The organism is bacterium (genome assembly GCA_023382385.1).
In the GTDB taxonomy this organism is placed as follows: Bacteria; Electryoneota; RPQS01; order RPQS01; family RPQS01; genus JABWCQ01.
Map to the genome: position 1 here is coordinate 811,179 of JAHDVH010000001.1, position 24,464 is coordinate 835,642.

At 52.3% G+C, this 24,464-nt stretch carries 27 protein-coding genes; all 27 read right to left on the minus strand.

Annotated elements, in window-relative coordinates; genetic code table 11:
* Nucleotides 1-19 precede the first annotated feature (19 nt).
* On the minus strand, nucleotides 20-1,111 hold the full coding sequence (locus KJZ99_03650; GenBank protein ID MCL4304981.1) for a hypothetical protein: 1,092 nt from the start codon (nucleotides 1,109-1,111) through the stop codon (nucleotides 20-22).
* Between the two features lie 139 nt (nucleotides 1,112-1,250).
* Nucleotides 1,251-1,541, minus strand: coding sequence for a hypothetical protein (locus KJZ99_03655; protein ID MCL4304982.1), 291 nt, complete (start codon nucleotides 1,539-1,541; stop codon nucleotides 1,251-1,253).
* A gap of 30 nt (nucleotides 1,542-1,571) precedes the next feature.
* Nucleotides 1,572-2,339 carry a FliA/WhiG family RNA polymerase sigma factor gene (locus KJZ99_03660; GenBank protein MCL4304983.1) on the minus strand — a complete coding sequence of 256 codons (768 nt, stop codon included), beginning with the start codon at nucleotides 2,337-2,339 and terminating at the stop codon, nucleotides 1,572-1,574.
* Between the two features lie 8 nt (nucleotides 2,340-2,347).
* Nucleotides 2,348-2,605, minus strand: a complete 258-nt coding sequence (locus tag KJZ99_03665; GenBank protein MCL4304984.1) for a hypothetical protein — start codon at nucleotides 2,603-2,605, stop codon at nucleotides 2,348-2,350.
* Nucleotides 2,606-2,608: 3 nt separating this feature from the next.
* A complete protein-coding gene (locus KJZ99_03670; protein ID MCL4304985.1) occupies nucleotides 2,609-3,811 on the minus strand; it encodes a hypothetical protein in 1,203 nt (400 codons plus the stop codon).
* A gap of 4 nt (nucleotides 3,812-3,815) precedes the next feature.
* Complete coding sequence (gene flhA, locus KJZ99_03675; GenBank protein ID MCL4304986.1) at nucleotides 3,816-5,909, minus strand: flagellar biosynthesis protein FlhA; 2,094 nt, start codon at nucleotides 5,907-5,909, stop codon at nucleotides 3,816-3,818.
* A gap of 6 nt (nucleotides 5,910-5,915) precedes the next feature.
* Nucleotides 5,916-6,986 (minus strand): flagellar biosynthesis protein FlhB, encoded by a 1,071-nt coding sequence (flhB, locus tag KJZ99_03680; protein ID MCL4304987.1) that lies wholly within the window; start codon nucleotides 6,984-6,986, stop codon nucleotides 5,916-5,918.
* Between the two features lie 6 nt (nucleotides 6,987-6,992).
* Nucleotides 6,993-7,772 carry a flagellar biosynthetic protein FliR gene (gene fliR / locus KJZ99_03685; protein ID MCL4304988.1) on the minus strand — a complete coding sequence of 260 codons (780 nt, stop codon included), beginning with the start codon at nucleotides 7,770-7,772 and terminating at the stop codon, nucleotides 6,993-6,995.
* The gene (locus KJZ99_03690; protein ID MCL4304989.1) at nucleotides 7,772-8,632 is read right to left on the minus strand and encodes an HDOD domain-containing protein; all 861 of its coding nucleotides are present in this window, start codon (nucleotides 8,630-8,632) and stop codon (nucleotides 7,772-7,774) included. Before KJZ99_03690 ends, fliR begins: the two co-directional genes overlap by 1 nt.
* Nucleotides 8,629-8,898: a flagellar biosynthesis protein FliQ gene (gene fliQ / locus KJZ99_03695; protein ID MCL4304990.1), complete on the minus strand. Its 270-nt coding sequence runs from the start codon at nucleotides 8,896-8,898 to the stop codon at nucleotides 8,629-8,631. Before fliQ ends, KJZ99_03690 begins: the two co-directional genes overlap by 4 nt.
* A 7-nt stretch (nucleotides 8,899-8,905) precedes the next feature.
* The gene (fliP, locus tag KJZ99_03700; protein ID MCL4304991.1) at nucleotides 8,906-9,637 is read right to left on the minus strand and encodes a flagellar type III secretion system pore protein FliP; all 732 of its coding nucleotides are present in this window, start codon (nucleotides 9,635-9,637) and stop codon (nucleotides 8,906-8,908) included.
* Entirely contained in the window at nucleotides 9,634-9,942 is a 309-nt protein-coding gene (locus KJZ99_03705) for a flagellar biosynthetic protein FliO (GenBank protein ID MCL4304992.1), read from the minus strand. Before KJZ99_03705 ends, fliP begins: the two co-directional genes overlap by 4 nt.
* A 35-nt stretch (nucleotides 9,943-9,977) precedes the next feature.
* Nucleotides 9,978-10,853: a flagellar motor switch protein FliN gene (gene fliN, locus KJZ99_03710; GenBank protein MCL4304993.1), complete on the minus strand. Its 876-nt coding sequence runs from the start codon at nucleotides 10,851-10,853 to the stop codon at nucleotides 9,978-9,980.
* Complete coding sequence (fliM, locus tag KJZ99_03715; GenBank protein ID MCL4304994.1) at nucleotides 10,846-11,835, minus strand: flagellar motor switch protein FliM; 990 nt, start codon at nucleotides 11,833-11,835, stop codon at nucleotides 10,846-10,848. The genes fliN and fliM overlap by 8 nt, the downstream gene beginning before the upstream one ends.
* Before the next feature lie 6 nt (nucleotides 11,836-11,841).
* Complete coding sequence (locus tag KJZ99_03720) at nucleotides 11,842-12,417, minus strand: flagellar basal body-associated FliL family protein (protein MCL4304995.1); 576 nt, start codon at nucleotides 12,415-12,417, stop codon at nucleotides 11,842-11,844.
* Between the two features lie 155 nt (nucleotides 12,418-12,572).
* Nucleotides 12,573-14,246, minus strand: a complete 1,674-nt coding sequence (locus tag KJZ99_03725) for a flagellar hook protein FlgE (protein ID MCL4304996.1) — start codon at nucleotides 14,244-14,246, stop codon at nucleotides 12,573-12,575.
* Between the two features lie 78 nt (nucleotides 14,247-14,324).
* Nucleotides 14,325-14,723 (minus strand): hypothetical protein, encoded by a 399-nt coding sequence (locus tag KJZ99_03730; GenBank protein MCL4304997.1) that lies wholly within the window; start codon nucleotides 14,721-14,723, stop codon nucleotides 14,325-14,327.
* A gap of 5 nt (nucleotides 14,724-14,728) precedes the next feature.
* Nucleotides 14,729-15,442, minus strand: coding sequence for a hypothetical protein (locus tag KJZ99_03735; protein MCL4304998.1), 714 nt, complete (start codon nucleotides 15,440-15,442; stop codon nucleotides 14,729-14,731).
* 344 nt (nucleotides 15,443-15,786) lie between these two features.
* A complete protein-coding gene (locus KJZ99_03740) occupies nucleotides 15,787-18,150 on the minus strand; it encodes a hypothetical protein (GenBank protein ID MCL4304999.1) in 2,364 nt (787 codons plus the stop codon).
* Nucleotides 18,147-18,791 (minus strand): hypothetical protein, encoded by a 645-nt coding sequence (locus KJZ99_03745; GenBank protein ID MCL4305000.1) that lies wholly within the window; start codon nucleotides 18,789-18,791, stop codon nucleotides 18,147-18,149. The genes KJZ99_03740 and KJZ99_03745 overlap by 4 nt, the downstream gene beginning before the upstream one ends.
* Entirely contained in the window at nucleotides 18,788-19,228 is a 441-nt protein-coding gene (locus tag KJZ99_03750; protein MCL4305001.1) for a flagellar FliJ family protein, read from the minus strand. Before KJZ99_03750 ends, KJZ99_03745 begins: the two co-directional genes overlap by 4 nt.
* Nucleotides 19,225-20,532 carry a FliI/YscN family ATPase gene (locus KJZ99_03755; GenBank protein MCL4305002.1) on the minus strand — a complete coding sequence of 436 codons (1,308 nt, stop codon included), beginning with the start codon at nucleotides 20,530-20,532 and terminating at the stop codon, nucleotides 19,225-19,227. Before KJZ99_03755 ends, KJZ99_03750 begins: the two co-directional genes overlap by 4 nt.
* Nucleotides 20,529-21,227, minus strand: a complete 699-nt coding sequence (locus tag KJZ99_03760; GenBank protein ID MCL4305003.1) for a hypothetical protein — start codon at nucleotides 21,225-21,227, stop codon at nucleotides 20,529-20,531. Before KJZ99_03760 ends, KJZ99_03755 begins: the two co-directional genes overlap by 4 nt.
* Nucleotide 21,228: 1 nt before the next feature.
* Nucleotides 21,229-22,251 (minus strand): flagellar motor switch protein FliG, encoded by a 1,023-nt coding sequence (fliG, locus tag KJZ99_03765; GenBank protein ID MCL4305004.1) that lies wholly within the window; start codon nucleotides 22,249-22,251, stop codon nucleotides 21,229-21,231.
* Entirely contained in the window at nucleotides 22,238-23,944 is a 1,707-nt protein-coding gene (gene fliF / locus KJZ99_03770; protein ID MCL4305005.1) for a flagellar M-ring protein FliF, read from the minus strand. The genes fliG and fliF overlap by 14 nt, the downstream gene beginning before the upstream one ends.
* 26 nt (nucleotides 23,945-23,970) lie before the next feature.
* Nucleotides 23,971-24,270, minus strand: coding sequence for a flagellar hook-basal body complex protein FliE (fliE, locus tag KJZ99_03775; protein MCL4305006.1), 300 nt, complete (start codon nucleotides 24,268-24,270; stop codon nucleotides 23,971-23,973).
* 4 nt (nucleotides 24,271-24,274) lie between these two features.
* A complete protein-coding gene (locus KJZ99_03780; GenBank protein MCL4305007.1) occupies nucleotides 24,275-24,463 on the minus strand; it encodes a hypothetical protein in 189 nt (62 codons plus the stop codon).
* Nucleotide 24,464: the final 1 nt, after the last annotated feature.

Genomic DNA, 24,464 nt, shown 5'->3' on the forward strand with positions numbered 1-24,464 from the left:
GTGAGGCATCAATCGGGACCTATGAATTCAAATCAATAATTAGTTTTACTTCGTCCTGGCCCATGTCAAGTTCCTGTGCAATTTCGGCCAGCGACTTGTTTTGACCTGATAGTTCGAGCACCCGCTTTACACGCCGATCCATGAGTGACTCTTTCATTGCAGCTTCAACGCTTGCAGGTTGCAGCTCTTCAGCAACTTCCTGATTGGCACCTTGCCTCAACCCTTCAGCGACACTTGGCTTGGTGGATTCGAGTGGATGCTCACTAGCGACTGCTCTCTCAAGTGCATCAATGTCTTCTGCGAGTTCACTCGCGGGATCAACTGCTTCTTCGGGCCGATGCTTCGGGTTATAAGGAAGCTTCATTAGCCGCAGGCGATTTCCAAGCACTCCTCCGGCCAAACCCGCGACAAAAGCGATAAGAGAAATCAGCCAGATCGGCAAAGCCTGTTGGCTTGGCGCTTGTCCAACATCAGACCTCGCATCACTCCGTCTAAGGCGGTCCACATAGAGTTGTGCAAACTCGCGCGCCGTTTGCCGATCGCCCGCAAGATAAAAGAACTCTGCTAAAACCTCGAATACCTTAGCGGTATCCAGAGACTCAATAGAATTTCCAGCAATATCAGTCAAAGACTTCAGTTGGCTCGAGTCCACGCCTTGCCCCGAGAGTCCAGACTTTGAATCAGAAGATTCTGCACTACTCTTCTTCGGTTGCTTAAGAGTAGAGTCAACCTGTCCCTGGTCAGCGTAGCGCGTCTCCATCGGCTTGTCACCAGGAACGTATTCGTTCTTTTTCGGTGGCTTTGCAGGAGTCTGCGTACTTGGTGTCTCAGTTGCCGGTGACTTAACCTGCGAAGGGGAGACTTGACTCTCAGATTGAACAGCAGAAATGTCAAACGCAAGCCGCCAATGCTCACCTTGCAACTCGATAGGCCGTGCTTCAACAGGCACATTGCCACGAATTTCGAGTATGATGTCCTGCTCGCCCTCGCGAAATGCCTCGACGGACGAAATCAGCCTAATCTGAGGCGGAAGTTTCGGAAGAAAGAACCTGTCATCTACATCCACGCTATGCAGACGCACTTCGATGTGATCGGCGCTCTTTTGCGACACTGAGTAGTTTACCTGCTCCGAAAGCTCACAGACCATCCGATCAAACCCTTGGTGCGACCCGAACCGTACGCCGGAAAGGGTTGCCCCCTCTCCCAAGCCCGCACAAGCAAGCAAGGAAAACAGCAATGGTGCGAGCAAACTATATTTCGACGTCAATGTGCCCATCAAGGTGTTTATTATTTGATTGCTGAAGCTTGTTCGCCGCATCAGTCTGCGTTTCATTCTCGGACTTTTCATCGCTGTGCTCAAAGGTGTCCTCACCAAACGGCTGCCCTTGCTGCTCACGTTCCTGATGTTTGTCTCGATTGATCTGCTCAATTTCATAGGCAAAGTCACGCTTCTGACCAGGATGGCTTGGATCAACCTGACGAACCTGCTCCGCAGGTGGTCTGAAACGGGTATAGTCATCACTGTTGATCGGTCGAAACATAGATGTTCTCCGTCCGTCAGTGAAAGCTCCTTAACTGTGCAAGCGCGCACGAACGCGCGTCCTGAGCAGGAGCAGAGCCTTTGCATGTATTTGCGATGCTCTGGACTCGGTCAGGCCGAGAACTTCTCCGATCTCCTTAAGTGTCAGCTCTTCATAGTAATATAGTGCAACCACCAAACGCTCTTGCTCCGGCAATTCACGGAGGCCATCGACCAGCAGATCGCGAACTTCCTCTTCTTCCAATTTCTCATCATGCGCCCGCGTGTTTGGATCTGGGGTTGAATCTGCAAGTGGTGATTCACTACCATCCTGCCCGCGCAGGGTGTCGTCAAGGGAGAGCAGTATCGCAACGTTTGCGTCATTCAGCAATGAGCGATATTCCTCCAGCGGCAGGCCGAGAAAGGCCGCAAGTTCTGCATCCTCAGGCGCTCGACCAAGGCGTTGAGTTAGTGCATCGATAGCGCGCTCGAGCTTCCGAGCCTTTTGACGAATAGAGCGAGGGATCCAATCCAGCTCTCTCAGACTATCAACCATTGACCCACGTATTCTCGTCATCGCGTAGGTTTCGAACTTGATTCCAAGGGATGGATCAAAGTTATCAATAGACGCAAGCAGACCCATCACGCCGGCAGAGACCAGATCATCAAGTCGAACACTGCGGGGCAGTGTTCCCAGTAGACGCGAGGCGAGGCGGCGAACCATTGGCAGATACTCGAGCAACAACTGCTCGCGCAGTTCGGGACTTTGTGTGAGTACATATGCCTCCCACCCTTTAGCCGCTGTATTGACCGCCTTCATGGGCAAGGCTAGGAGCTGACCGCTCCACTTGAAGTCTGGGAAATCATCTCGTTCTGCCGCTCAAGCGCGCGTTGGGTCAGATACTGAAAGAGAATCTCGGCTGCGTGAGTCACAACGACCAGCGTTGCCCAGAGTATGATAACACGTGCGGCGATAACATGAATGGGCCATTCCATTGCGATTGCAAAGGCGGTAACCAGCAGCACAAGCACTCGACGCAAAGAGACAAGTAGATCATGCAGGGCGGAGTGTTGTTTCTTTGGCATAACTTACAGTCCTACCGCTGTTGACTTGTTGCGAAGCAAAACTGATTCTGCCACTGAATCAGCACCAAACACTTTCAATTCCAGCCAATCCGGACGATATCGCTCCAGGCGATTGAGAAAGTCCTGCCCGCTCGCCAGCCAGGCTACGGGTTTGCCCGTCAGTCGCGAAATAGTGACCAATGCGCCGGGCTGTTCACTCTCATCCAAACGCGAAAAGCTTAAATGAGTAATTCCATAATCGCGAAAACGGCGGGCGACTGCTGATTGCTCTGCGACTCGAGTTGTCGAGTTTAGGAGCAAATGCATCTCATCAGGTTCCAGCACCTGCAACATCGCCAGCTGATCAAGCAGTTTTTGGTCCTCACCAGGAGCGCAACCGGCAGTATCGATGAGCACAACCTGACACGCAGAAAGTTTGTGAAGCGCTGCAACGACGTCTTTGGCTTGATAGACAATTTCCAACGGCAACCCTGAAACCCGTGCGAAGGTGCGCAGTTGTTCAACTGCCGCAAGACGATGAGTGTCGAGCGATATCAGTCCCAGCTTAAGCTTTCCGTACCCTTTGGCATCTGTGGCAAGTTTCTGCAGGGTCGAGGTCTTTCCCGCACCGGGCGCGCCGACCAAAGCAATTTTGAAGGGACCGTCCTTTCGGGATATGGGACGATTTGCTGCGGGCGGAGCCATTTGTGCCACTTTGCTGATCACGAATCTGGAAATCTGTTCCGGTGATTCAAGCTGAATAGGGCCAAGTTGCACGAGCGCTTCAGTAGTCAGGTCAGTTGCCAGCTCCCTTTCAAAGCCCGCTTCTGTCATTCGCGATAGTAATCGTGAGAGCTGCATGGGCATAGACGGCAAATTGCTATACTTAAAATACTTGACGATGTCTGCAAGTTGATCGCGCAATGCTGCGACCTCAGACCGAAGTAGTGCGATTTCGTAGGCCTGGCTCGGCGCCCGTCGTTCAGGTGTGGCTTCTTGAAGTTTCACATTCAATTCGCTGGCAAATTCGGTGCCACTTTCAACATTAACTTGAAGTTCCCTGCTATCTGTAACCGTTACTTCATAGAATTCCCTGCCGCCGAGTCCGAACGAACTGGATGTGGACTTTTTCTCGCTTTTGAGAATTACGGCATTGTCGCCTAACTCTGCCTTTACCTTGGCAAGTGCTTCAGCAAACGTACGACCTGAGTATGTGCGTGTATTCATTTTGTTATCCTTCGATCTTGACTGTGCCCATCGGCTGAACGCTCGTCGAAGGAGGCAACTCAGCGGTCGAGAGCACAATCAGGTTTGGAAGTTCTATCTCCAGCATGCGCTTCAGGAACGCACGAGTTCCCGGCATGGTCACGAGAATAGGTTGGTACCCACGATTCAACATACCCTGGGCAATCTGTTTCATTGATGCAATGAGGCGATTCGAAACTGCGGATGGCAGGGCAAACTCAGTTCCTTCCTTGGCAGCGGAGCGTAAGCCCTCAGTGATCATTTGCTCTACTTTTGGCTCCAATGACATCGCCGACAATTTGCCGGGCTCATCCTCGTATTTCTCTGCTATCGCCTTGGACAATGATGCTCGCACTGCTTCGGTCAAATATTCCGGGTCCTTTGTCATCGGGGCATAGTCTGCAAGAGTCTCAAGAATCGTCGCCATATCTCGAATTGGCAACCCCTCTCTCAGTAGATTCTGCAGAACCTTCTGAATCTGTCCAACACCTAATTGGCTTGGTGTTAGTTCCTCGATTACGGCTTTGTGAGTTCTCTTAACAGCCTCGAGCAACTCCTGTACAAGCTCGCGAGTCATCAGGCGGTAGCTCTCACGTTTCAGCACTTCCAACAGATGTGTCGATACGACTGCTGCGGGTTCCACTACGGTATAGCCGCGTGATTGCGCAAGTTCTTTTTGCTCCCGAGATATCCAGATTGCGGGAAGACCAAAGCTCGGGTCCTTTGTCGGGATTCCCTCTACTTTCAATCCTCCCTCCCCACCGGCCAGAGCCATTAGCATACCGGGGCGGATCTCTCCTCGTCCAGCTTCGCTGCCTCGAATTCGAATGATGTAAATATTCGGTGCCAGCTGCGTATTGTCTCTGATCCGAACCGGCGGAATAACAAAACCGGTATCAGCTGCCATTTGTTTACGCAAGACTGTAATGCGGTCGAGCAAGTCGCCGCCCGGTCCACCTTCAACAAGCGGAATCAAACCGTAACCAATTTGAACTTCGAGCGGGTCCACCAATACATAGTCTTCAAGACGATCCTGTGGCTTTTGCTGAGCGGGCTTCTCCGACTCCTTCTTCACAACTAACTCTGCCTTTCGGGCAGCACTTACTCGCGCGAGAGCGAACGTCGATCCGGCCAGAACCAGGAAAGGTAACGTCGGCAGCCCCGGCGTGAAGGCGAACAGCGCAAGGACACCGGAAGCGATATAGATTGCACGCGGATGTCCAAGTAGCTGACTGGTGATGTCTGCGCCAAGATTGCTCTCTGACGCCGCCCGCGCAACGACGATACCCGCAGCAACGGAGATCAGCAGCGCCGGAATCTGCGAAACCAAACCGTCACCAACCGTGAGAATAGTAAACGTAGCTGCCGACTCGCGCCATGTCATACCTTGCTGGACAACGCCAACAGCAAACCCACCGATAATATTGATGCCGGTGATCATCAACCCTGCGATGGCATCCCCTCGCACGAATTTCGAAGCACCGTCCATCGCCCCATAGAAGTCAGCTTCCCGCGAAATCTTTTCTCGACGCCTGCGCGCCTCTGTTTCATCAATCATGCCTTGGTTCAGATCCGCATCGATTGCCATCTGCTTACCGGGCATGGCATCCAATGTAAATCTTGCCGCAACCTCAGCAATGCGGCCGGACCCCTTTGTAATCACGATAAGATTGATTACAACAAGAACAATGAAGATGACCAATCCAACAAAGTAATTTCCTTTGACGACAAAACCGCCAAAGGCCGTTATGATTGAACCCGCGTCTGCCTGCCCAAGAATGAGCCGTGTGCTGGCGACGTTCAGAGCGAGACGAAACAATGTTACAACCAACAGCAGGCCCGGAAACACCGAGAACTGCAGAGGCTCTTCAACGTAAAGGGCAGTCAGCAGAATCGCCAGTGAGATCGCGATAGAGCATGCCAGCGCGATATCCAGCACGAAAGTCGGAATGGGGATAATCATCACAACGACAATCGCTACGAGGCAGAGCGCCATAATGATGTCACTCTGCCTGAGTAGGTTGCCAAGCGCGCTGTGATTTTGACGCTGAACGCCCTTTGCTGTCAGTGCATTGTTCATTTCAGGCTATGCAACTCCGACAAATCTGCGTTTAATCCTGTAAACGTAGGCAAGGATCTCTGCGACCGCCTTATAGAGTTCAACAGGTATCTCCATTCCGACATCTACACTCTTGAAAAGTGTCCGTGCGAGAGGCTTATTCTCAACTATCGGTACTCCATGCTCTGCTGCGACTTCTTTGATCCGTTCTGCAACTTTCCTCGCCCCCTTCGCGACGACGACTGGAGCCGAACTCTTATGTCTGTCATACTTTAATGCCACAGCGATATGGGTCGGGTTCGTAATGATGACGTCCGCCTCCGGCACGCTTTTCATCATTCTTCTCAAGGTTGATCGTATCATAATCTCACGAATCTTGCTCTTGACTTTAGGATCTCCCTCTTGCTGCTTTGCCTCCTCTTTAACTTCCTCTTTTGTCATCTTTAGAGAACGCTCATGATCATACCGTTGGTACAGATAATCGATGATACCGATAGCCAAAAGGACGAATGCTGCAACACGGAAAAGATCGTCGAGTTTTCGCCCCATTTCCGGAATCATCTGTTCCTTTGGCATGAAGAAGAGCCAAGATGACTCGAGAGAAGCTGCTTGTAAGGTAAAGAAAAGTACAAGGCCGACCAGACCAAGTTTCAGCAAGCTCTTGCACAATTCGACCACGGCACGAGTTGAAAAGAAGCGCTTAAACCCGGACATAGGATTCAGGCGCGACCAGTTGGGAGCCGCAGCCTTCCAAGACAGCTGAAAGCCAACTTGCAGCACGTTTACAAGAAAGCCGACAAGCATGAGTGTTACGAGAAATGGCAACACGACTTCAGCAACTTCAACAAGTTCAAGCGCGGCCAAATCTTGTATCTCCTTTATGCCGAGATCGAGTCGCCCTGATCGCTTAAGCAGATCCTTGAGAATTCCTCCAAGACCGCTGACCATACTTGAACCAAGCCATGTAAGCGTGATAGCGGCACCGAGTAGCACAACCGCTGAATTGAGATCCTGTGATCTTGCAACGGAGCCCTTTTCCCGCGCTTGGGTTCTGCGCCGAGGTGTAGGCTTTTCTGTGCGGGAATCGCGATCAAACATTTGAAGCTAGTTCGTAAGGAGACGCAGAAAGCCCGGGATCTCGCTGCTGAAGTCACTGTACTGCTGACTGAAGATTGCGGCCACTGTGCTTGTCGTTAATCCCGCGAAGAACAATGTCAGTCCTACTTTGAGCGGAAAGCCAAGGACAAAGACATTCATTGTTGGTGCAACGCGTGTCAGAATTCCCAGAGCAACATCGCTCAAGAACAGCGTAACCATCATTGGTGCGGCAAGCTGTACGCCGTGGAATAGAATGACTCCAGACTTAGCGATGGACCATTCGGCGAGTTTACTGTCCACGCTTAATCCACCAATTGCAATTGCCTCAAAGCTTGCACGCACTGCTTCAAGCATCATTAAGTGCCCGTCGAGCGACAGAAAGATCAAAATTGCCAGCATTTCGTAGACTTGTGTGAGTACGTCGCTTTGCGTTTCGCTGTTGGGGTCGATCGTGGCGACTATCGAAAGCCCAGATTGCAGACCGATGATTCGCCCGCAGATCTCTATGGCATAAAAGACGAACTGACCGGCAAATCCCATTAAGAGGCCGCAGAGGGTCTCCGTGAGACCCATGTAAGCAAAGTCCCAGATAGTCGAACTTCCGGGTAGCTTGACCGTTTCTGTTGTTGGCACAATCAGTAGCGCAATCGCGACTGCAAGACAAGCCTTTACTGTGCCGGGTACCGCCCGATGTCTGAACACCGGCAGCACTGCAAGTGCCGCACTGATCCGAATGAAGACAAGCACAAACTGCTCGACAGAATCAATGTTGAACGGGAGTACCATCAGGAAGCAAGATCTATAAACGCTTCAATTTGCTCAATTATGCGGTCTTCTGTTTTCAGGCAGAAGTTGTCTATGTCCTCGCTAGACAAGTGAACAATTGCGGAGTAATCATCGTTTAGCACGGGATCCTCGCCTCCACCCTGACCGAGCCGTAGTTTTCGTGCGACATGATCCGCATACCCAATTAGGGCAGCAAGTTTCGAGTCACTTGTAGCCCGTCGCGGCTCATGATGACATCCCACTGAATCCTGCAATACTTTCGGCAGCGACCAGCGCTCCGTCAAGAAGCGACCGACCTCGCTATGGTCTATGCCAATGACAGCCGCTTCCGCATCCAGCATCGGTACATGATACGTATCCATGAGAGCAATAATCCGCTTGAAGTCATCGTGGAAGTAGCGGTCAATGACAACTTTGCCGACATCGTGAATCAGGCCAGCTGTGAAAGCGACTTCAGGATCTGCGGCTCGCGTTGCTTTCGCCAGCTCTCGTGCCGCGATTGCCGTAGCGAGGGAATGCAACCAAAGGTCCTTTCGCGAGAACGAGCCGACTTCGCCATCCTTGCTGAAGAGATCCATCGCGCTGCTCGAAAGCACAAGGTTCCTTAAGTTGGAAACTCCCAGAAAGACCAAAGCCTGCTGAATGCTAGTTACCGTACCGCGTATTCCAAAGTAAGGTGAATTCACCAGCTTCAGAAGTCGTGTAGCAATGGAGGGGTCGCTATCAACAGCATCCGCCAAGGAGCGATGGGACGAATCGGGATCGTCAGCAAGCGCAAGAACTCTCGTCGCGCTGTCGGGAAGCGTCGGGAGTGAGCGAATGTCCCGAAGAGTTTTAAGGATATCCTCTCTCGTTTTCATTTTGCGATAGTCGGGATAAGCGCAAACACGTAGGTCATAAAATCCACCAACTTCGCGGCCATCCATTGCATGAACACAAGAAGCGCCAAGGCCGTGACTACGATTTTGGGCACAAAGGCCAACGTCATTTCATTGATTTGCGTAACAGCCTGAAATATCGAAACGACCACGCCCACAATCATTCCGGCAAGCAACATCGGCGCACTAACCACCAGCGCGGTAGTCAGCGCATGGCTGGTGAGATATGCAGCTAATTCTTGTGTCATGAATTCCTCAATGAAAACTCTCAACTAGCGATTGCACCAGTAAGTACCATCCGTCTACCATAACAAACAGAAGAATCTTGAACGGGAGACTTACAGTCACGGGCGGCAGCATCATCATTCCCATAGCCAAAAGGACAGATGAAACGACCATGTCAATGATAAGGAAAGGTAAGTATATCACGAAGCCGATCTGGAATGCAATGCGCAGCTCACTGACGACGTAAGCTGGCAGAAGAACCGAAAGCCCGATCTCCGAGACATTTGCCGGCGCGGAATCACTAGCCATTTTCGAAAACAAAGCAAGATCCTTCTCTCTGACTTGCCTTAGCATAAACTCCTTGAATGGCTCTGCTGCATTCTGCCACGCAACACTTTGCTCAATCTCGCCTCGCAGAAAAGGTTGAAGCGCGTTTGTATTTGCCTGGTTTATTGCCGGACTCATCACGTAGTAGGTCAAAATCAAGGCGAGTCCTGCCATTAGTTGAGCAGGTGGCACTTGCGCCGCACCCATGGCTTGCCGAAGAAAGTGGAACACCACAATAATACGGGTGAAGCTCGTCATCATCAGGACGAGTGCTGGCGCGAGAGCAATCAACGTCATCAATCCGACAATCTGCAGCGTTGTCACGGTTCTCGCAGGGTCCGGATTGCTTCCAAACTCAAGTGAAACAGTCGGCAATGCCTGCCCGAAAACTACGGGGGCAAACAGCACTCCTGCGAGGAGAAGCACTCGTCTCACTTTGCTGTGCTCCGTTTGAGAATGTCAGAGAATGAAGTCGTGGCCTTTCCGCTCAAAGCACTAATAATGCTGCTTTTGTCCGCTTCACTGTCTATTTCCATGAGAGGGCACAGTGATTTATCTGTCACACCAATCAAAAGCAGCTTGCTTCCGACTTCAAGAACTACAACCTGCCTTCCGGGTCCAATAGATTTGGTTCCAAGCAGCCGCCACCCGTCATGTTCCTTTTGATTTAAGTGACCTGAAGGAAGGTACTTCTTGAATGCCCAAGAAAGCAGAAAAATGAGTCCAAGAACGACTGCCAAGGACGCAAACGTCTTTATCAAGTCGACACCCATAATCAGTTCTTGCTCGCGTTCAACCGCTCTTCCGGATTGATGAGCTCGGTGATTCGCACTGCAAAGTTCTCCTCAATCACCACAACTTCACCACGCGCGAATCTCTTGCCATTAACGAACAAATCTACCGGTTCACCTGACAGTTTGTCTAACTCAACAACAGAGCCAGGAGACAGTTTCACGATATCTCGAATAAGCATATGTGTCCGTCCGAGCTCAATCGAGATAGGCAACTCGATATCCATGACGAGTCCCATTTCTCTTTTCAAGGCAGGATCAAAGGCATCACTTCCATCCGACTGAACCGCTTGCCTTTTCACCGCAGGTGGTTGAGGAAAGAGCACATCAATCAGCTCGTTCGACGTTATCTTAACAATCGTGATTGGCTGGTCGAGCATAACAGTCAGCTCTGTTACCGACCATGAACCGATAAAGTCCTGGGGAGAGGTATCGATTACAACCGCCTTTGCATCCTCTGTCACAAGATGCGGACCGCCCGCCTTTGCGACCTCGCTATAGTAGATCCCAGTCACTTCACGGCACAGATCCCTGATCGGCTCAAGATGTTCTTCGGCAGCAAAGCGTGCAGAACCGTCCCCCATGTTTAGTAGATCCGCAAGCAGTGCCGCCTCATCCTTTTTCATCAGAAATATGGTCTTGGCCGCTGACAGGTCGACCGTCACAACCGTGCACATCACAACTTCACCAGAGAGCGCAGCCTTTACTTCCTTGTAGTCGAAAGCAAATGGCCCGACCATCTCAACGCGGACTTCGCGTTCAAGGAAAGATTGGATTGATTTTTCAAATTGCTCGGTGAATAGGCGCTCTGCTCTGATTCGTGAGTCATCGGCGACGAGAACACGATATGCTTCACTCATGGACGATCTCCTCCTGATTGGAGATTACTCTGGTGATTCGAATAGCTTGCTGATGTTTTGAATTTCCAGGCTCCGCCCAGAACTTGACTCGTTTGTCGACCCATACTTTAACTGGATCATCCGTGCGCTGTTCAAGGAGAATAACGTCGCCCGTGTTGAGAGAGAGATATTCCCGCATGCTTAGCTTTGTCGACCCCAACTGTGCCCGAACAGGCAACTTGCTTAGGCGAATGCGCTCAAGAAGCTCGTTGCGTTCCTCCGGATTAATGCTGCGGGAACTTAGATTTGTCCACCCGATGGATAGATTACTCATGGTAGGCTCAAGCACGAAGTAAGGGAAACAGATATTCAGAGGATAAGTGTAATCGCGCACAACGATTTCACACGAGATAACTACAGCTGATTCCGAAGCAGGTGCAATCTGAACAAACTGAGGATTCGATTCATATGACTCCACATAAAGCGAAAGCGGCGTGACTGTCCGCCATGCATCGGCAAGTGCGGAGAGTCCGGAGTCTACAACCCGACGAAGAATCGTTTGCTCAATGAGCGTCAATTCGCGAAGTCCGTCTTGTCTTGTCCCCATGCCGCCTAAGAGCCGATCAACCACCATCAGCGAGAATTGAGGCGAGATCTCAAGAATCAGCGATCCCTTCAGCTGGTGCGACGACACGATGTAAAGACAGGATGGAACTGACAATGAAAGCATGTACTCGGAATAGGCTGCTTGATCGATTGAAAGCAGGTTGATATCCACGAGAGTCCTAAGGGTTCCCGAAAGATATGTACCGAATGTACGGGAGAAGGCATCGTGGATGGTGCGCAATGCGCGCAGTTGATCCTTGGAGATTCGATCCGGATGTTTGAAGTCGTAAAGGTGAACTGGACGCTCACCCGCTCCTTTTGAAACTTGAACACCCTGCCCGCTGGAGACGTTTCTCAGCAGCGCGTCAATCTCTTCTTGTGTGAGTATCTTGCTCATGAGTCGCTATTGCAGGACATAAGTTGAGAATATGATCCCTTTAACTGGCGCTTCCGTTAGAAGCGAGTTGACTGAAACCTGAAGCTCCTGACGAAGTGTATCTCGATAACTCAGACTGGCGAGCTGATCGAGGGTCTTAGACCCCAGCAAGGAAATGGTTGCGTCGCGCAGAAGTGGCATCTTCGATGCAATCTCTGCTTCAGACTTAGGATTGGAGAGTGTCAGACCGACTATGGTCGAAAGGAAACGTCGGCCACCAGTTCCTGCAGGATTGACAATGATCTCATCGAGGAGGGCAACTCCTGTTGCTGAGACTGCCTCGCTTTTTGAGCTGGATTCGCCGTCTTTGTGATGCGCGGATTCGGTGGCCTCAACTGATGTCGAGCTATTTACCGTAGATCTTGCCTGCGCAGAGTTGTCAGGGAAGAAAATGGATTTTTGTATGAGAAAGGCTGCCGCAGCCTGTGCTAGAAGGATGCCCGATATGATGAGTATCCGTTTAAGCGGCAGCTTTCTGCCCGATTCAGGTTGCTGCACCTGAGCGTCAGGCTTTACCTGTTTTTCAGTTTTCTTTTCTGCCATCGTTGTCCAGAGGAGTGTAAAACAAAATTGCGACCAAATGGTCAGTACGTACGATGGCGGCGGTGGTCGAACCGTGAGGAAGGCGGAAAGCAGGAGCTTAAGCAGGTCGCTTGGTGTGGCGCGCCCAGCTAAGGACGCGCCACACTCATGCTAACTTACCGCTTGAGCTGCGTCACTTCATTCAGGAGCTGGTCAGCTACTGTAATGACACGAGACGCCGCTTGGAATCCACGCTGAGCGATGATCATCTCCGTAAACTGCTCAGCCATGTCCACCGTGCTGAGTTCCAGGTAACCTGCATAGATCTGGTTGACGTTTCCGTTGTCAACACCGATCAATGGATCACCTGAATTCACCGTCGCACTGTATATGTTTTCACCTGACAGTGTTAATCCGGAAGGGTTCGCGAAGCGCGCCAAGGCAATCTGTCCCAGGGTACGCGAGATTCCGTTCGAGTAACTGCCGATTATCTTGCCTTCGTTGTCAACCGTGAAGTCGGACAAAACACCCATCGCGTGTCCGTCCTGGTGGATCGCTATGGTTGTTGTGGGTGCAGAGAACTGCGTAATTCCATCAAAAGTCCCGACGGTACCGGCGTTGAGATTGACGACCAGAGACTGCGCTTGCGCGGGCGTAAAGGTAAGCGGGCCGCCATCAAAGCTCAACAGGGATCCGTCGCTGTTAAATCGAACCGTTCCGGTGTTACCCATCAACCGGTCATTGATGTCGTTGATTCCTCCATCATCGACGACGGCTTCCCAATTCCAAGTATTGGATTCCGACGTATCTTGAGTGAAGTTCACTTCAACTTTGTGTCGCTCACCACGGCTGTCGTACACATAAATGGAAACGGAGTGAGTGCCGGTCATACCGGATTGCGTGTTCACAAACGTCGGCAGGAGCATCGAGGAAGCTGATGAACCGTTTATGTCTTCAAAGGACATAGATATTGTCGTTCCGCTTGTGCCGGCCAAATTATCCTTTAGAACCATCTTCCCGGCTGCGTCGATTGTCAATTGTGAGCCGCCTTCACCCTCGCTATCAAAACCGAGTGCGGAGTTGAAGTGATCCAACAAATCACCGAGAGACGTGCCGTTATTGCCTTCGCCGTAAACGAACTCGAGATTCACGGCCGTTCCGTCACGGCGGGTCGCAGTGAGCCGGATGATATCACCGTCGTCCATCGGCGCGGTCGCCTGATCAAGACTATTAAGCTCGGTAGCCCGAGTCGCCGGGACACCATCAGCGGCAAAGGCAAATGACGCAGCGTAGGTTTGGCGGGTAGAAGAATTAGCATCAAGATTGCAGAAATATCGAATCTCAGTCGTTGCCCGTGCGGGATCCTTTTCGCCGAACGGAAGTGTGAGCGGCTCAATGGCCGAAGAAGGAATCAAAGTGCCGTTCTTATCTGCCAGTCTACCAAGCACGTGCATCCTGCCGCCTGCCGCAAGCAACGAGCCATCGGCGTCGATCTGGAAGTTACCGGCTCGACTGAAAAACTGCCTTTGGCCGTCCCCAAGCACAAAGAAACCGTCACCTTGAATAGCAAGGTCATTTCGATTACCGGTGTTCTCGAAGTTGCCTTGCGAGAAAATCCTGTCAATCGAATTGATCCGGGTACCAAGACCAACTTCAATTGCGTTGCTACCGCCGCGCGTGTCAATCGGTCCCTCTGCCGGCTTTAACAGTTGCGAAAATCCCGTGGCGAACGAGACACGACTCTGTTTGAAGCCGATGGTATTGACATTGGCGAGGTTGTCGCCAATGACATCCATTTTTGCCTGGTGGGTCGAAAGACCCGAAACTGCGCTGAATAATGATGTCATCATAGTGTTTTTCCCTCTTCGAGCTTCTGTCGTTCAGCTCGGTTTGGGGCCTCCTGCAAGAGGACCGGCCCGTTGAATGGTTTATGCAATAACTGCGCTGTCAATTTGTGTGAAGACGTGCGATCCCGTTTGCGACTGATCCAATGCCGTCACGACTGTACGGTTACGCACACTAACGATGAAGGCAAGATTGTCGAGCAGTACCAGCGACGATTCCCCGCCCTTGTCTGCTGCGCTGCTGACGCCTTTCTCAAGCCGCGCCATTTGCGGATCGCTCAAGCTGATTTGCCGATGAAGCAGTCGATTCTGGGCATGTGTGGAGAAAGTAACAGGTTGTGTATCACGCAGTGTCTGTTCAAATATATTCCCAAACTCCGGCCCTCGCCTTGGAGACGCGGGCGCTTGCTTCTGGACAGAAGTTGGAGAACCAACTGGATTAACGGCCGAGAGCCGATTGAGAAGTGTCTCTATTTCGCTCACTTTGGTCACCCCTGCAATGCAGAGTTGCCTCCCGCAGGTGGCACGTCGGCCATCACTGAGAGGATGTCGCCCAAGAACAACTGGTAGCCGTTCACCGTCAAACTCACTCGACCACCCTCGTAGTTCACAGCGCTGACCACTCCCTGAACGTAGGTTGTGGCGTTGATCGCTTCTCCACTGGCGTTCTTTGCGGAAACCGAGTAGGAATAGGTTCCGGACGGCACCAGATTCCCGTCGTTGTCTCGGCCATCCCAGTAGATTGCTGTGTCCCCTGCTGAATGCGCGGACATGGAGAGTGTGCGGATCGTATTGCCGTCTGCGTCTGTCACATTGATTTGTATTGACGTTGCCGCTTGGCCAAGATTGAATCGCAAATCGGCTCCGCTCGCACCGTCAAATTCAATGCGATCACTCTGCGCACGTACAACCTTGCCAACGAGCGCTGCCGCGAGATTCCCATTGATGGACTGAGTCATCAAGAGGTTCATGTCTATTGACTCGTTTAACGCGGCTTTAATCGCACCAAGCTCTTGCACCGACGTGAACTGCGCCAGTTGAGACGCATACTCTTGGCTGTCCATCGGGCTAAGGGGATCCTGATTCTGCATTTGAGCAATCAGCATCTCGAGAAAGTCGAGTTGGTCGAGAGTGTCTTGTCGGGAACTAAGCTGGCCGGCAGCTGGGATATTGAAAGTGCTGTTTGTTGCGTTGACGTTCATTTATCTCTCCAGTTCGAAGAGCTGCAGAAATGCCGTGCTGGCTTCGTGAGTCATCAAGTACTTGCACAGAGCGTAACTCGTTTTCGTTACCTCCTGCGGTCGGCCACAAGTGAGGCACTCGACTGTGAACTGGCGCTTGCCAGTTCGGGATCGCGCCTCTTGTAGCGTCTTGAATCGCCGATTCCCGCACGTGCAGATCGGCATGTTCTTCGTTGAAGGTCTCATGGTTCGTCTCACCTATTGCAAAGCACAGGCCAAGCTCGAGGGTCGCCTCAAAGATATGACAATACATGCTTTAGAGATACTTTTGGGAGCGGTTTAAGTTTGGTGAGGGCAATTCATACCTATGCCGTCCAGACTCGTCGTCCGAAGAACGCTGGTCTATCGGAGGCGGCTTGGTTCGTGTGGTCAAGCCGTCTCTCTGGATCGCCCGGATGCCGTACGCTACCGTTTTGCGACGGGTCCCCGTCTTGAGGGGCACGGTTCGAATGAGTGTGTTGATGATACTGCTTCGAACCCCGTTCTGAAATTTCTATCTGTTGAACAGGATAACCTTGATCCCTCAACCAGATGGCAATCTGCCCTCTCTGCTCTTCCATCACGGCAGCAACTGTCGGATCCGCCGCAATTCGAATTGAGTATAGGTCATTCTCGCGAAGAACATCGATATCTAATGTGCCAAACTCTTCAAACGGGACGACCAAGTGAAGTTCATCAGGTTCAACCACCCGGCGACGGGATTGTTCAAGCGCCTGCTGCAGAGCCGCCTGCAGCGTTTCGTTTGCCAATCGACCCCAAGTTGCCGCCTTCGCGGATACGCCGTTCAGACCGTTTGTTGGAAACGATGACCCTCCTGAAGGCATTGCGTTGGATTGTTCTCCATGGGTCGATTCATGCTCGCTGCCGGGAAAATAGCCGTGGCTGCTCAGAGAGCTAACTCCCTTCGTGGGTAGCTCTGATTTGTCAAGGGAGAGCACTGTGGGATTACTATCCACATTTGCGCTCGCCCTACTCCTACTCTGCCACGCCGTGCTGTTCTGACTAACAAGGCTGGGATCGGTTGCCTTGAGATCACTTCTTACGTCACTCCTGAGGAGCAAAGAAATATCGGGAAGAACTGGTTGACGTGGTGCAAATACCGGGTCCTGTGATCGGATATGAGCAGTCTGTTTTGGATGGTTCGGGTGCATCTGAATCGCTTCCGGTGACGTAAACTCAGAGACACCTTCTGCAGACCTGCTGAAGGCAGATACGGACTCAGTATCCTGTTTTCTTGCTCCTTCCTGAGCAGGAGCTTCCATCGTAAGACTTCCAGCAGAAACATCGCTTGTGAAACGGCGTGGTTTTGCCACAACAGATGTCTGATAGCTCATGGCCTCTAAAGTAGAGCTTTTGGCTGCAGGGGTCGCGCTTTGGGCTTCAAGGTGATTCTTCACGTGCTGAATCCTTACTTCGGCAGTCCTCTCTTGCCCCATCTTCGAAGTTCGCTGCTGCAGATTCGCTCCTTGACCTGTCAACCGGGGAGCAGGAATCTCTGGACTCACTTTGCTGGGCAAGATATGCTGGGTAACACGTGTTGCATGCTGTCGTTCACGGTTTTCCTTGTTCAGAGTTTCCTTTAGGTTTCCCCTTGAAACCGGTACCGGCTCCGAGCCACGAGCAAGATCGTTTCGGGTCGCGCGGATTACTGATTCGACCGAACGGGGCGCATTCGTTTCAGTACGAGCAATGTTGGTTGCTACAAAGGTATTGCTCAGGTTGGGATTCTCCCTCGACACATGAACGGCTGGCGGTCTATGCAGCCCCGAAACCTGTCTCTTCGCCTCCACGACATGTTCCGGTATCGTCACAGCACGAGCTTCCTGCAGCGGGAGCCGAGCCGAACTTAGAGACTTCGCCTCCACGACATACTCCGGTATCGTCACCGCATGAGCCTCTGATTGGCGGCGTGCACTGCTTGTTTGAGCAGCCGGCACAGATTGACCACCATTGAAGTCGGACTTCCCTGTGGAACGTGGCTCCGACGTGCCTCGGCTAACCACCGACACGGTTTTCGCGGGGCGCTCTGCTATCGAGCGCGGGGGTCCCGCCAAAGGTTCAGGTTTGGATCCAATGGAGTTCGAAGTGCCGCTCTGCTTGCTCTTCGCGTCTGTCTCTGACTTAGTGGACAGGGAGTTCTCTTCTAAACTGACATTCGAAAGATCGAGCGAAGGAGACTTCCTACTCAAGATTGCTGCCTGTGTAGCTCCGAGACTCGGAACGTCAAGTTTGTTGATGCCTTTCACGGAGGGAAGCATGGAAGATGCGTCAGTGATAGTGAATACGCCGCTTGCGCCGATCGCCGGCAACACGTGGGTTACATTTGCCGTAACTTTCTCGGCATAATCACCTGACTTCTTTCGCTCAGATTGCTTCTGCTCAGGCACTCGCGAAGGTGGATCGGCGGCCGTTGAGGTGGACTTTAGCTTGTCTTGCGCCTCGCTTTGCTGACTGCTATGGCGTGTTAAAGTAGAAACCGCCGGTTTTGGAACCGGCGGCTTGCTTTGCAATTGACTTCGTTGTGGAGCTTCCTTGGGTGACTGCTCGCCGACTCGATGCATCTGAAGAAAGCCGCTGAAGCCGTCCTTCGCAGGAGCGAAGGTACGTACATTCTTGCCTTCCTTCAAGTTGCTCTTCATGAGGCCGAGCAGATCCGCCTTAATCTTCATGATGACTTTCTCGCCCCTGAGAGTTCAGTCATCCTCTCCGCAACAGACGCCGCAACCGGCACGGGAAGCGATGCCATCATCTTTGCCCCGCTGCGTGCTTTCATTCGCATGACAAGCTGGACGATAGTATCCGTTGGCAATCTCTCCGCAATTACTGCCGCTTCAGCAGGCTTCATTCCCTCAAGCATTTTTGCAAGTTTAGCAAGCTCAGCGGCAGAACGGACTTCAGATTCCAGCGCCTCGGGATTCTCGACGACACTGCCTGCATCAAGTTGCATTCGTTCCTCGCCATTCGGGTCGGGTTGCACGACCGCCTGCTGCGCCGCAAGAGGCATCTCCGGAACGGTCTCCGCTGGCGGGTTGATCGGCTCTGTTGTGCTCGCGAAATTCTTGGATGTATCCGCTGAAACAAGTTCCACGCCCGCACTGCTGCTAACATCACTAAGCGGATCCACATCCAGGTCACTCAACAGGGAGTCTGCTGTCTCGGTATGAAGACTGTCAGCAGACGTCGTACTCTGGACGATTTCGCTTGGAGCAGGCCGAGGCTGCATAAACCGCAAGACAAAATGCGCAATGACGTTCAGCACAAAGAATGTGCCGACGTACAGTCCGATGGTGGGAAGGTATTTCTTGATCATTTGTTCTTTGGACGTGACTGTGATATGTCATCCGAGAAGGATTGCTCTTCGCGGAGAATCTCCTTGAACCATGCTTCACGCTTTCTTTCACCAAGCTTTTCCAGCCCCAGGCGGTCTCTGCGTGCAAGCAGGAACCGTCGCCTTGCTTCGCTCATATGATGGTCATGCTCACGTACTACGGACGATTGAAATCCTACGATTCGTTCTATCCTCTGCAGATAGCGCCAATCCGTCATTCGATCTGCTATTCGGTTTGGTCTCGACAGAGAATCGACCATCGCCTCGGATTGAATGTCGCGTTCTCCAGTGAACATCGCCAATCGTTGTTGCTGGGCGCCAAAAGCTTTTTCCGCGCGTTTCTGCTCCGCCAGCCGGAGCAATTGCTGAATGTTGCGAACTCGCAGCACACGCTCAAGGCCAAACCGGAACTTCTTCACTCTGTTGCCAATTCGATAACTTGTGCTCGAGCTTCTTCCAGCGATGAGCGCTGCAACATATTCTGTCCAAGCATCGCCTGGATGGCCGGAAGCTTTTCAAGTGCGCGGTCAAGCGCAGGAATCGAACCACGGGCATACGCCCCGATTGAGATAAGATCCTCGCCTTCACGATAGGCTGCAAGCCACTCTTTGATTTGCGCAACAGCACTTCGATGCCCTTCGTCAACGACGTTCGGCATCACACGGCTAATGCTGTTGAGCACATCTATTGCAGGATAATGATTTCTGGCTGCAATTTGTCTTGACAGCACGATATGTCCATCGAGAATGCTCCTCATCGTGTCAGCAACCGGCTCGAGCATGTCGTCACCTTCGACCAGCACCGTGTAAATCGCGGTAATTGAACCCTGTTCTGAGTTACCGGTGCGCTCCAGCAGCTTGGGCAGCGTGGCGAACACAGATGGCGGATATCCGCGTGTTGCGACCGGTTCATTTAGCGAAAGACCTACTTCCCGCAAAGCGTGGCAGACACGTGTGACGCTGTCCATCATCAGCAAAACGCGCAATCCTTGATCTCGAAAATACTCTGCCACCGCGGTTGCCGCAAGTGCACCTTTGATTCGCAGCAACGGCCACCGATCCGATGTCTCGCAAACGATTACTGAACGCTTAAGCCCTTCCTCCCCCAACGCGTCTTCAAGGAAGTCCCGCACCTCTCGGCCACGCTCCCCTATCAATCCGACCACGATCACGTCAGCGCTCGTGTAACGAGCCATCATGCCGAGCAGAATGCTCTTGCCGACACCGCTGCCTGCGAAAATACCAACCCGCTGACCGACTCCGAGAGTCAGCATGCCGTCAATGGCACGTACTCCAACTTGGAGCGGCTCTTTTACCCGCGGGCGTCTTAGCGGATTAGGACACTCAGCTTGAAGAGATCGATACGCTTTTGCGTTGATAGGTCCCTTTCCATCGAGCGGCTCTCCGAGACTATTAATGACTCTGCCCAGCATCTGGGATCCTACAGGCACAAGCTGTGTTCGCCCTAGATCTGCGATTTCGTCGCCTGGGCATACACCATTAAGATCCTCGAGTGCCATCAACAATGTCTGCGCACCGTCAAAGCCAACAACTTCAGCAAGCTTTTCGCCTTGCGATGTCGTGATACTGCAGAGATTACCAATAGCGCTTCGCGGCCCCTTCGCTTCGAGCACCAGGCCGCGCACGCTGTTAACGCGACCGACCGCCCGTACCGCACTTGCGCTCTGCAGAATGCTCTGGGCTTGCGAGAGAAGGTTACTCACGTGCTCTTCTCCATCGCCGTTTCGAGCTGCTCGCGAAGTGCATTCAACTGAGTCGCAAGTCGAGCATCGAGCGATCCGATGTCGCTATCGATCAGACAGTCGCCGCGATGCAAGGAGTCGTCGGGGCGCACATCCAGCACTGCCGCACTGCTCATGGATTCGCTCAGCGACCCCAGATGCGAGCGAATGTGCGAGATGTCGTAAGGGTTTACTCGAATGGTAACGTGCCGTGCTGCGCTGATTTCTCTGAGCGCCGCCCGCACGATATTGTAGAGTAGCTCCGGTTTAATCGAAAGCTCGCTGAACAGGATCTTCTCGGCCATTTGTGTTGCGAGAGCAACGAGCTGTGATTCAAATCGGGAGGCCAGCTCGGCACGCTCTGCGTTCAGCGTTTGCGCATACTGCTCAAGAAGTTGAAATGCCGACATCATCTCTTGTTGAGCGTCTTGACGACCGAGGAGCTTTCCCTCTTGAAGTCCCTGCTGTCTTGCAGCTTCCAATTCCGTAGCGATCTTGCTTCGGTCAAGTCCTCGGTCGTGAACAGTGCCTGCTTGTGCCAGAGGCAGAACTGGTCTCACCTTCTGGGGCGGTTCCCAAACGATGTCGCGAAAATAGTTAACCGGCCGCTCCGAAAAGCGCTTAAAGTCCGCCGGCTGAATCCGTTGGTGTTCAGATCGTTTAAGCACGCGTCCCATACTATTCGACCATAACCTCGCCCTTGCTTCCGCTCACGATGACGATTTGTCCCAGTTCTTCCAATCGTCGTATGGTGTCCACCACCTGCTGTTGTGCAACTTCCACTTCCTTGAGTCGGACTGGACCCATATACTCGATTTCTTCCTGTATTGTCTCCGACGCGCGTTCGGACAGATTTGCCAGAACTCGTGCTTTGACATCCGGGCTGACGTGCTTCAGTGCAAGGGCAAGATCCTTGTTGTCAACTTCTTTAAGCACCTTTTGAATGGACCGATCATCGAGTTGCACGATATCCTCAAACACGAACATTAGATTCTTGATATCTGTGGCGAGATCAGGCGATCGCTCGTTGATTTTGGAGAGTATCGACCTTTCGGTAGAAGTTCCAATCATATTGAGAATCTCGGCCGCTGCCTTTACGCCTCCCAACTTGCTCGAACTCTGCGAAAAATCCACTCTTGACTCAAGCACCGACTCAACCGCCGAAATTGTCTCGGGTGCGACACGCTCCATATTGGCGTATCGGATCATTACCTCAGCCTGCAGATCGGGAGATAGGTCGGCGAGAATCTGAGCACTCTGCTGCGGTTGCAGTTGACTCAGCACAAAAGCGATTGTTTGCGGATGCTCTTTTTGCATGAAGGCGAGCAATTGATTGGGATCGACGTTCTTAAGAACGTTAAACCCCTTCACGCGAATCATCCGCTCAATACGTCTGATAATCTCTACGGCTTTCTCGGGGCCTAATGACCTGTTCAATACTTCCTCAGCATAGGACATGCCGCCCAGTGCAACGAAGTCCTGCGCCGACATCATATGATAGAATTCTTCGATAACCGAGTTAACGGTAGCTGAATCCACGTTCCGCAGTTTCAGCATTTCCTTTGTGATCTCTTCGATCTCGTCCTGCTGCAGCCGCTTGTAGATTTCTGCAGAGGCATCTGGACCAATCGAGATCATAAAAACCGCGGCCTTCTGGATGTTCACCAGCCTTGCGGAGGAGCTTTGTCTAAGTGGTGCCATCTGCAACCCAAGCGCGTAGAATTTGTGCCGCGTTATCCGGCTTGTTTACGACAAACTGAATGGTTCGATTGAGCATTTCCTGTGCTTTCAGCGCCTCAACTGAGGGACCGTCGTCATCAAGCTCGATCAGCTTGGGTCCATCGCTGCCGCTCTTGAAAATTACCTTCGGGCCGTCATTTCCCAGGACGACACCACTATGGCCCATCGGTGAGGCGGAGCCGCCTGATGTACTGCCGTGAACGGAATTGCTTTGTGCCTGCTGTTTGAGGGGCACCGCTTGCGGGATCTGTTCCTGCTTGGCCGCTCCAACTCCCGTCAGAGCGTAGCCGCTTTCACCTTGAGGTAGTGACTGCATGGTCGCATCAGCGGGCAGCGCGGGCAAACGTTCACTGACTTTGCTGAGCACACTGCGGATCGCAAAGAACGCAAGGATCAAGACGACCACGAGCACAATCTTGTCGGCAAACTGCAGAAGAAGTGCCTGCCATCCTGTCGGTAGATTTGTCTTCGAGTTCGGTTGCGCTACATTGTCCGAAAACTGGAAGGAGATAACCGTCAGCTCGTCTCTACGAGTATTGTCAATACCGAGCGCATTTGCGACCAGTGCGCGGAACTTCTCCAGTTCCTGCGGAGTACGTTCAATATAAGTCTGTATCGTCTTGCCCTCAGCGTCGGTCGACGTCGCATAACTTCCGTCTATGAGAACCGATGCCCAGATGCGCTCAATATTGCCGACTTCCGGAACAAACTTCTCGACCGTCCTCGGTACTTGATAGTTCGTCACCAGCTTTTCCGACGTTCCGCTGGCGCCATCCTCGGTCGTCTGTGATTCTTCGGAAAGAGTAGCGGCGCGATCCGAGTCATAGTCTTCAGACGTACGCTCAATTCGATTCCAGTTGAGTTTAGCCGTAACTTCAACGCGCGACCGCCCGGGTCCGACGACATTCTCCAGCAAAGATTGAGCTTTACGCTCCAGCGCCTGCTCAATGCTCTGCTGCATCTCTAACTGCGTCGAAGAGAGCCCGGCCAGTTCATCACGCGTTGTGTTCGTAAGTGGATTTCCTTCCGCGTCGACGATGGTCACGTACTCTGGCTCAAGCCCTTCCACTGCATAGGCAGTCAGGCTCGTCAACGCTGCGACCTGCTTCTTGCTCAGACTGTAGCCCGGCTTTAGCGTAAGAACTACCGAAGCGGTTGCAGGCTTCTGATCTTCCTTAAATAATCTCTTTTCTGGCACCACCAAGTGCACTCGAGCGTTTTCGACTCCTTCAATGGAAGTCATGGTTCGCGCAAGTTCGCCTTCTACCGCACGATGATAGTTCATCTTCTGCAGAAAGTCCGTCATGCCGAGCATCGGTTTATCAAAGAGCTCGTAGCCCAACTCGCCGGTGCGGGGAATGCCTTTTTCGGCAAACGTCAAGCGCAGTTCATTGACCTGCTCTTGTGGAACCTTGATGGTGCCGTCGCTGGAGACGTCAAACTTGATCTTCTGATCACGCAATCCGTCCGTTACTGCGGCGGCGTCTTTTGCGTCAAGTCCGGCGTAGAGCGTGACAAACACGGGCCGAGTCGTATAGGACACTGCTGCTGCGGTGATCGCGATCACCAAACCCGCGCCAATCACCAGCAATGACCGTTGATTAACAGTCAATCGTTGCCAGAGTTCGCGTAATGTGTCGAGTGGATTGCCCATTTATGCTGGCTTGTTGTGACAGGTGATTAGACCGGCGTTCGCATCAACTCTTGATAGCCTTCGAGGGCTTTCTTCCTAATTTCGAGGAGCAGCGCCATTGAAATGGAGGCTTCTTCTGCTGCGGCCATGACTTCGTGGATATCTTGAATCTGACCGGTGGCAAAGAGCTGAGTCTTCTCAGCCGATGCAATCTGCATTTTGTTTACACCGCCAATGAAATCCGAGAGCGTATCTCCGAAAGACTCTCCCCCGTCTTGTTTCTGCTCAGATTGCAAACCCTGCGCAATCGGCGGAATCGGCCTGATGTTGTCGATGCCGTGAACCATAGTATTATGCCCTCAAGTCGAGGTGTTTGCCGAGTTCTTCGAATGGACGAAAGCCGTCAAGTTCCGCGTGCTTTTGTGCAATGAGCTCTTTCAAGCGGGCTTCAGCGTCACCACGTTCTGCAGCGGGAGTCGTCTGAGGCTGTGGCGGCTTCTGCAGCTGCACGACGGGTGAGTATGTGGGATTGACTTTCACA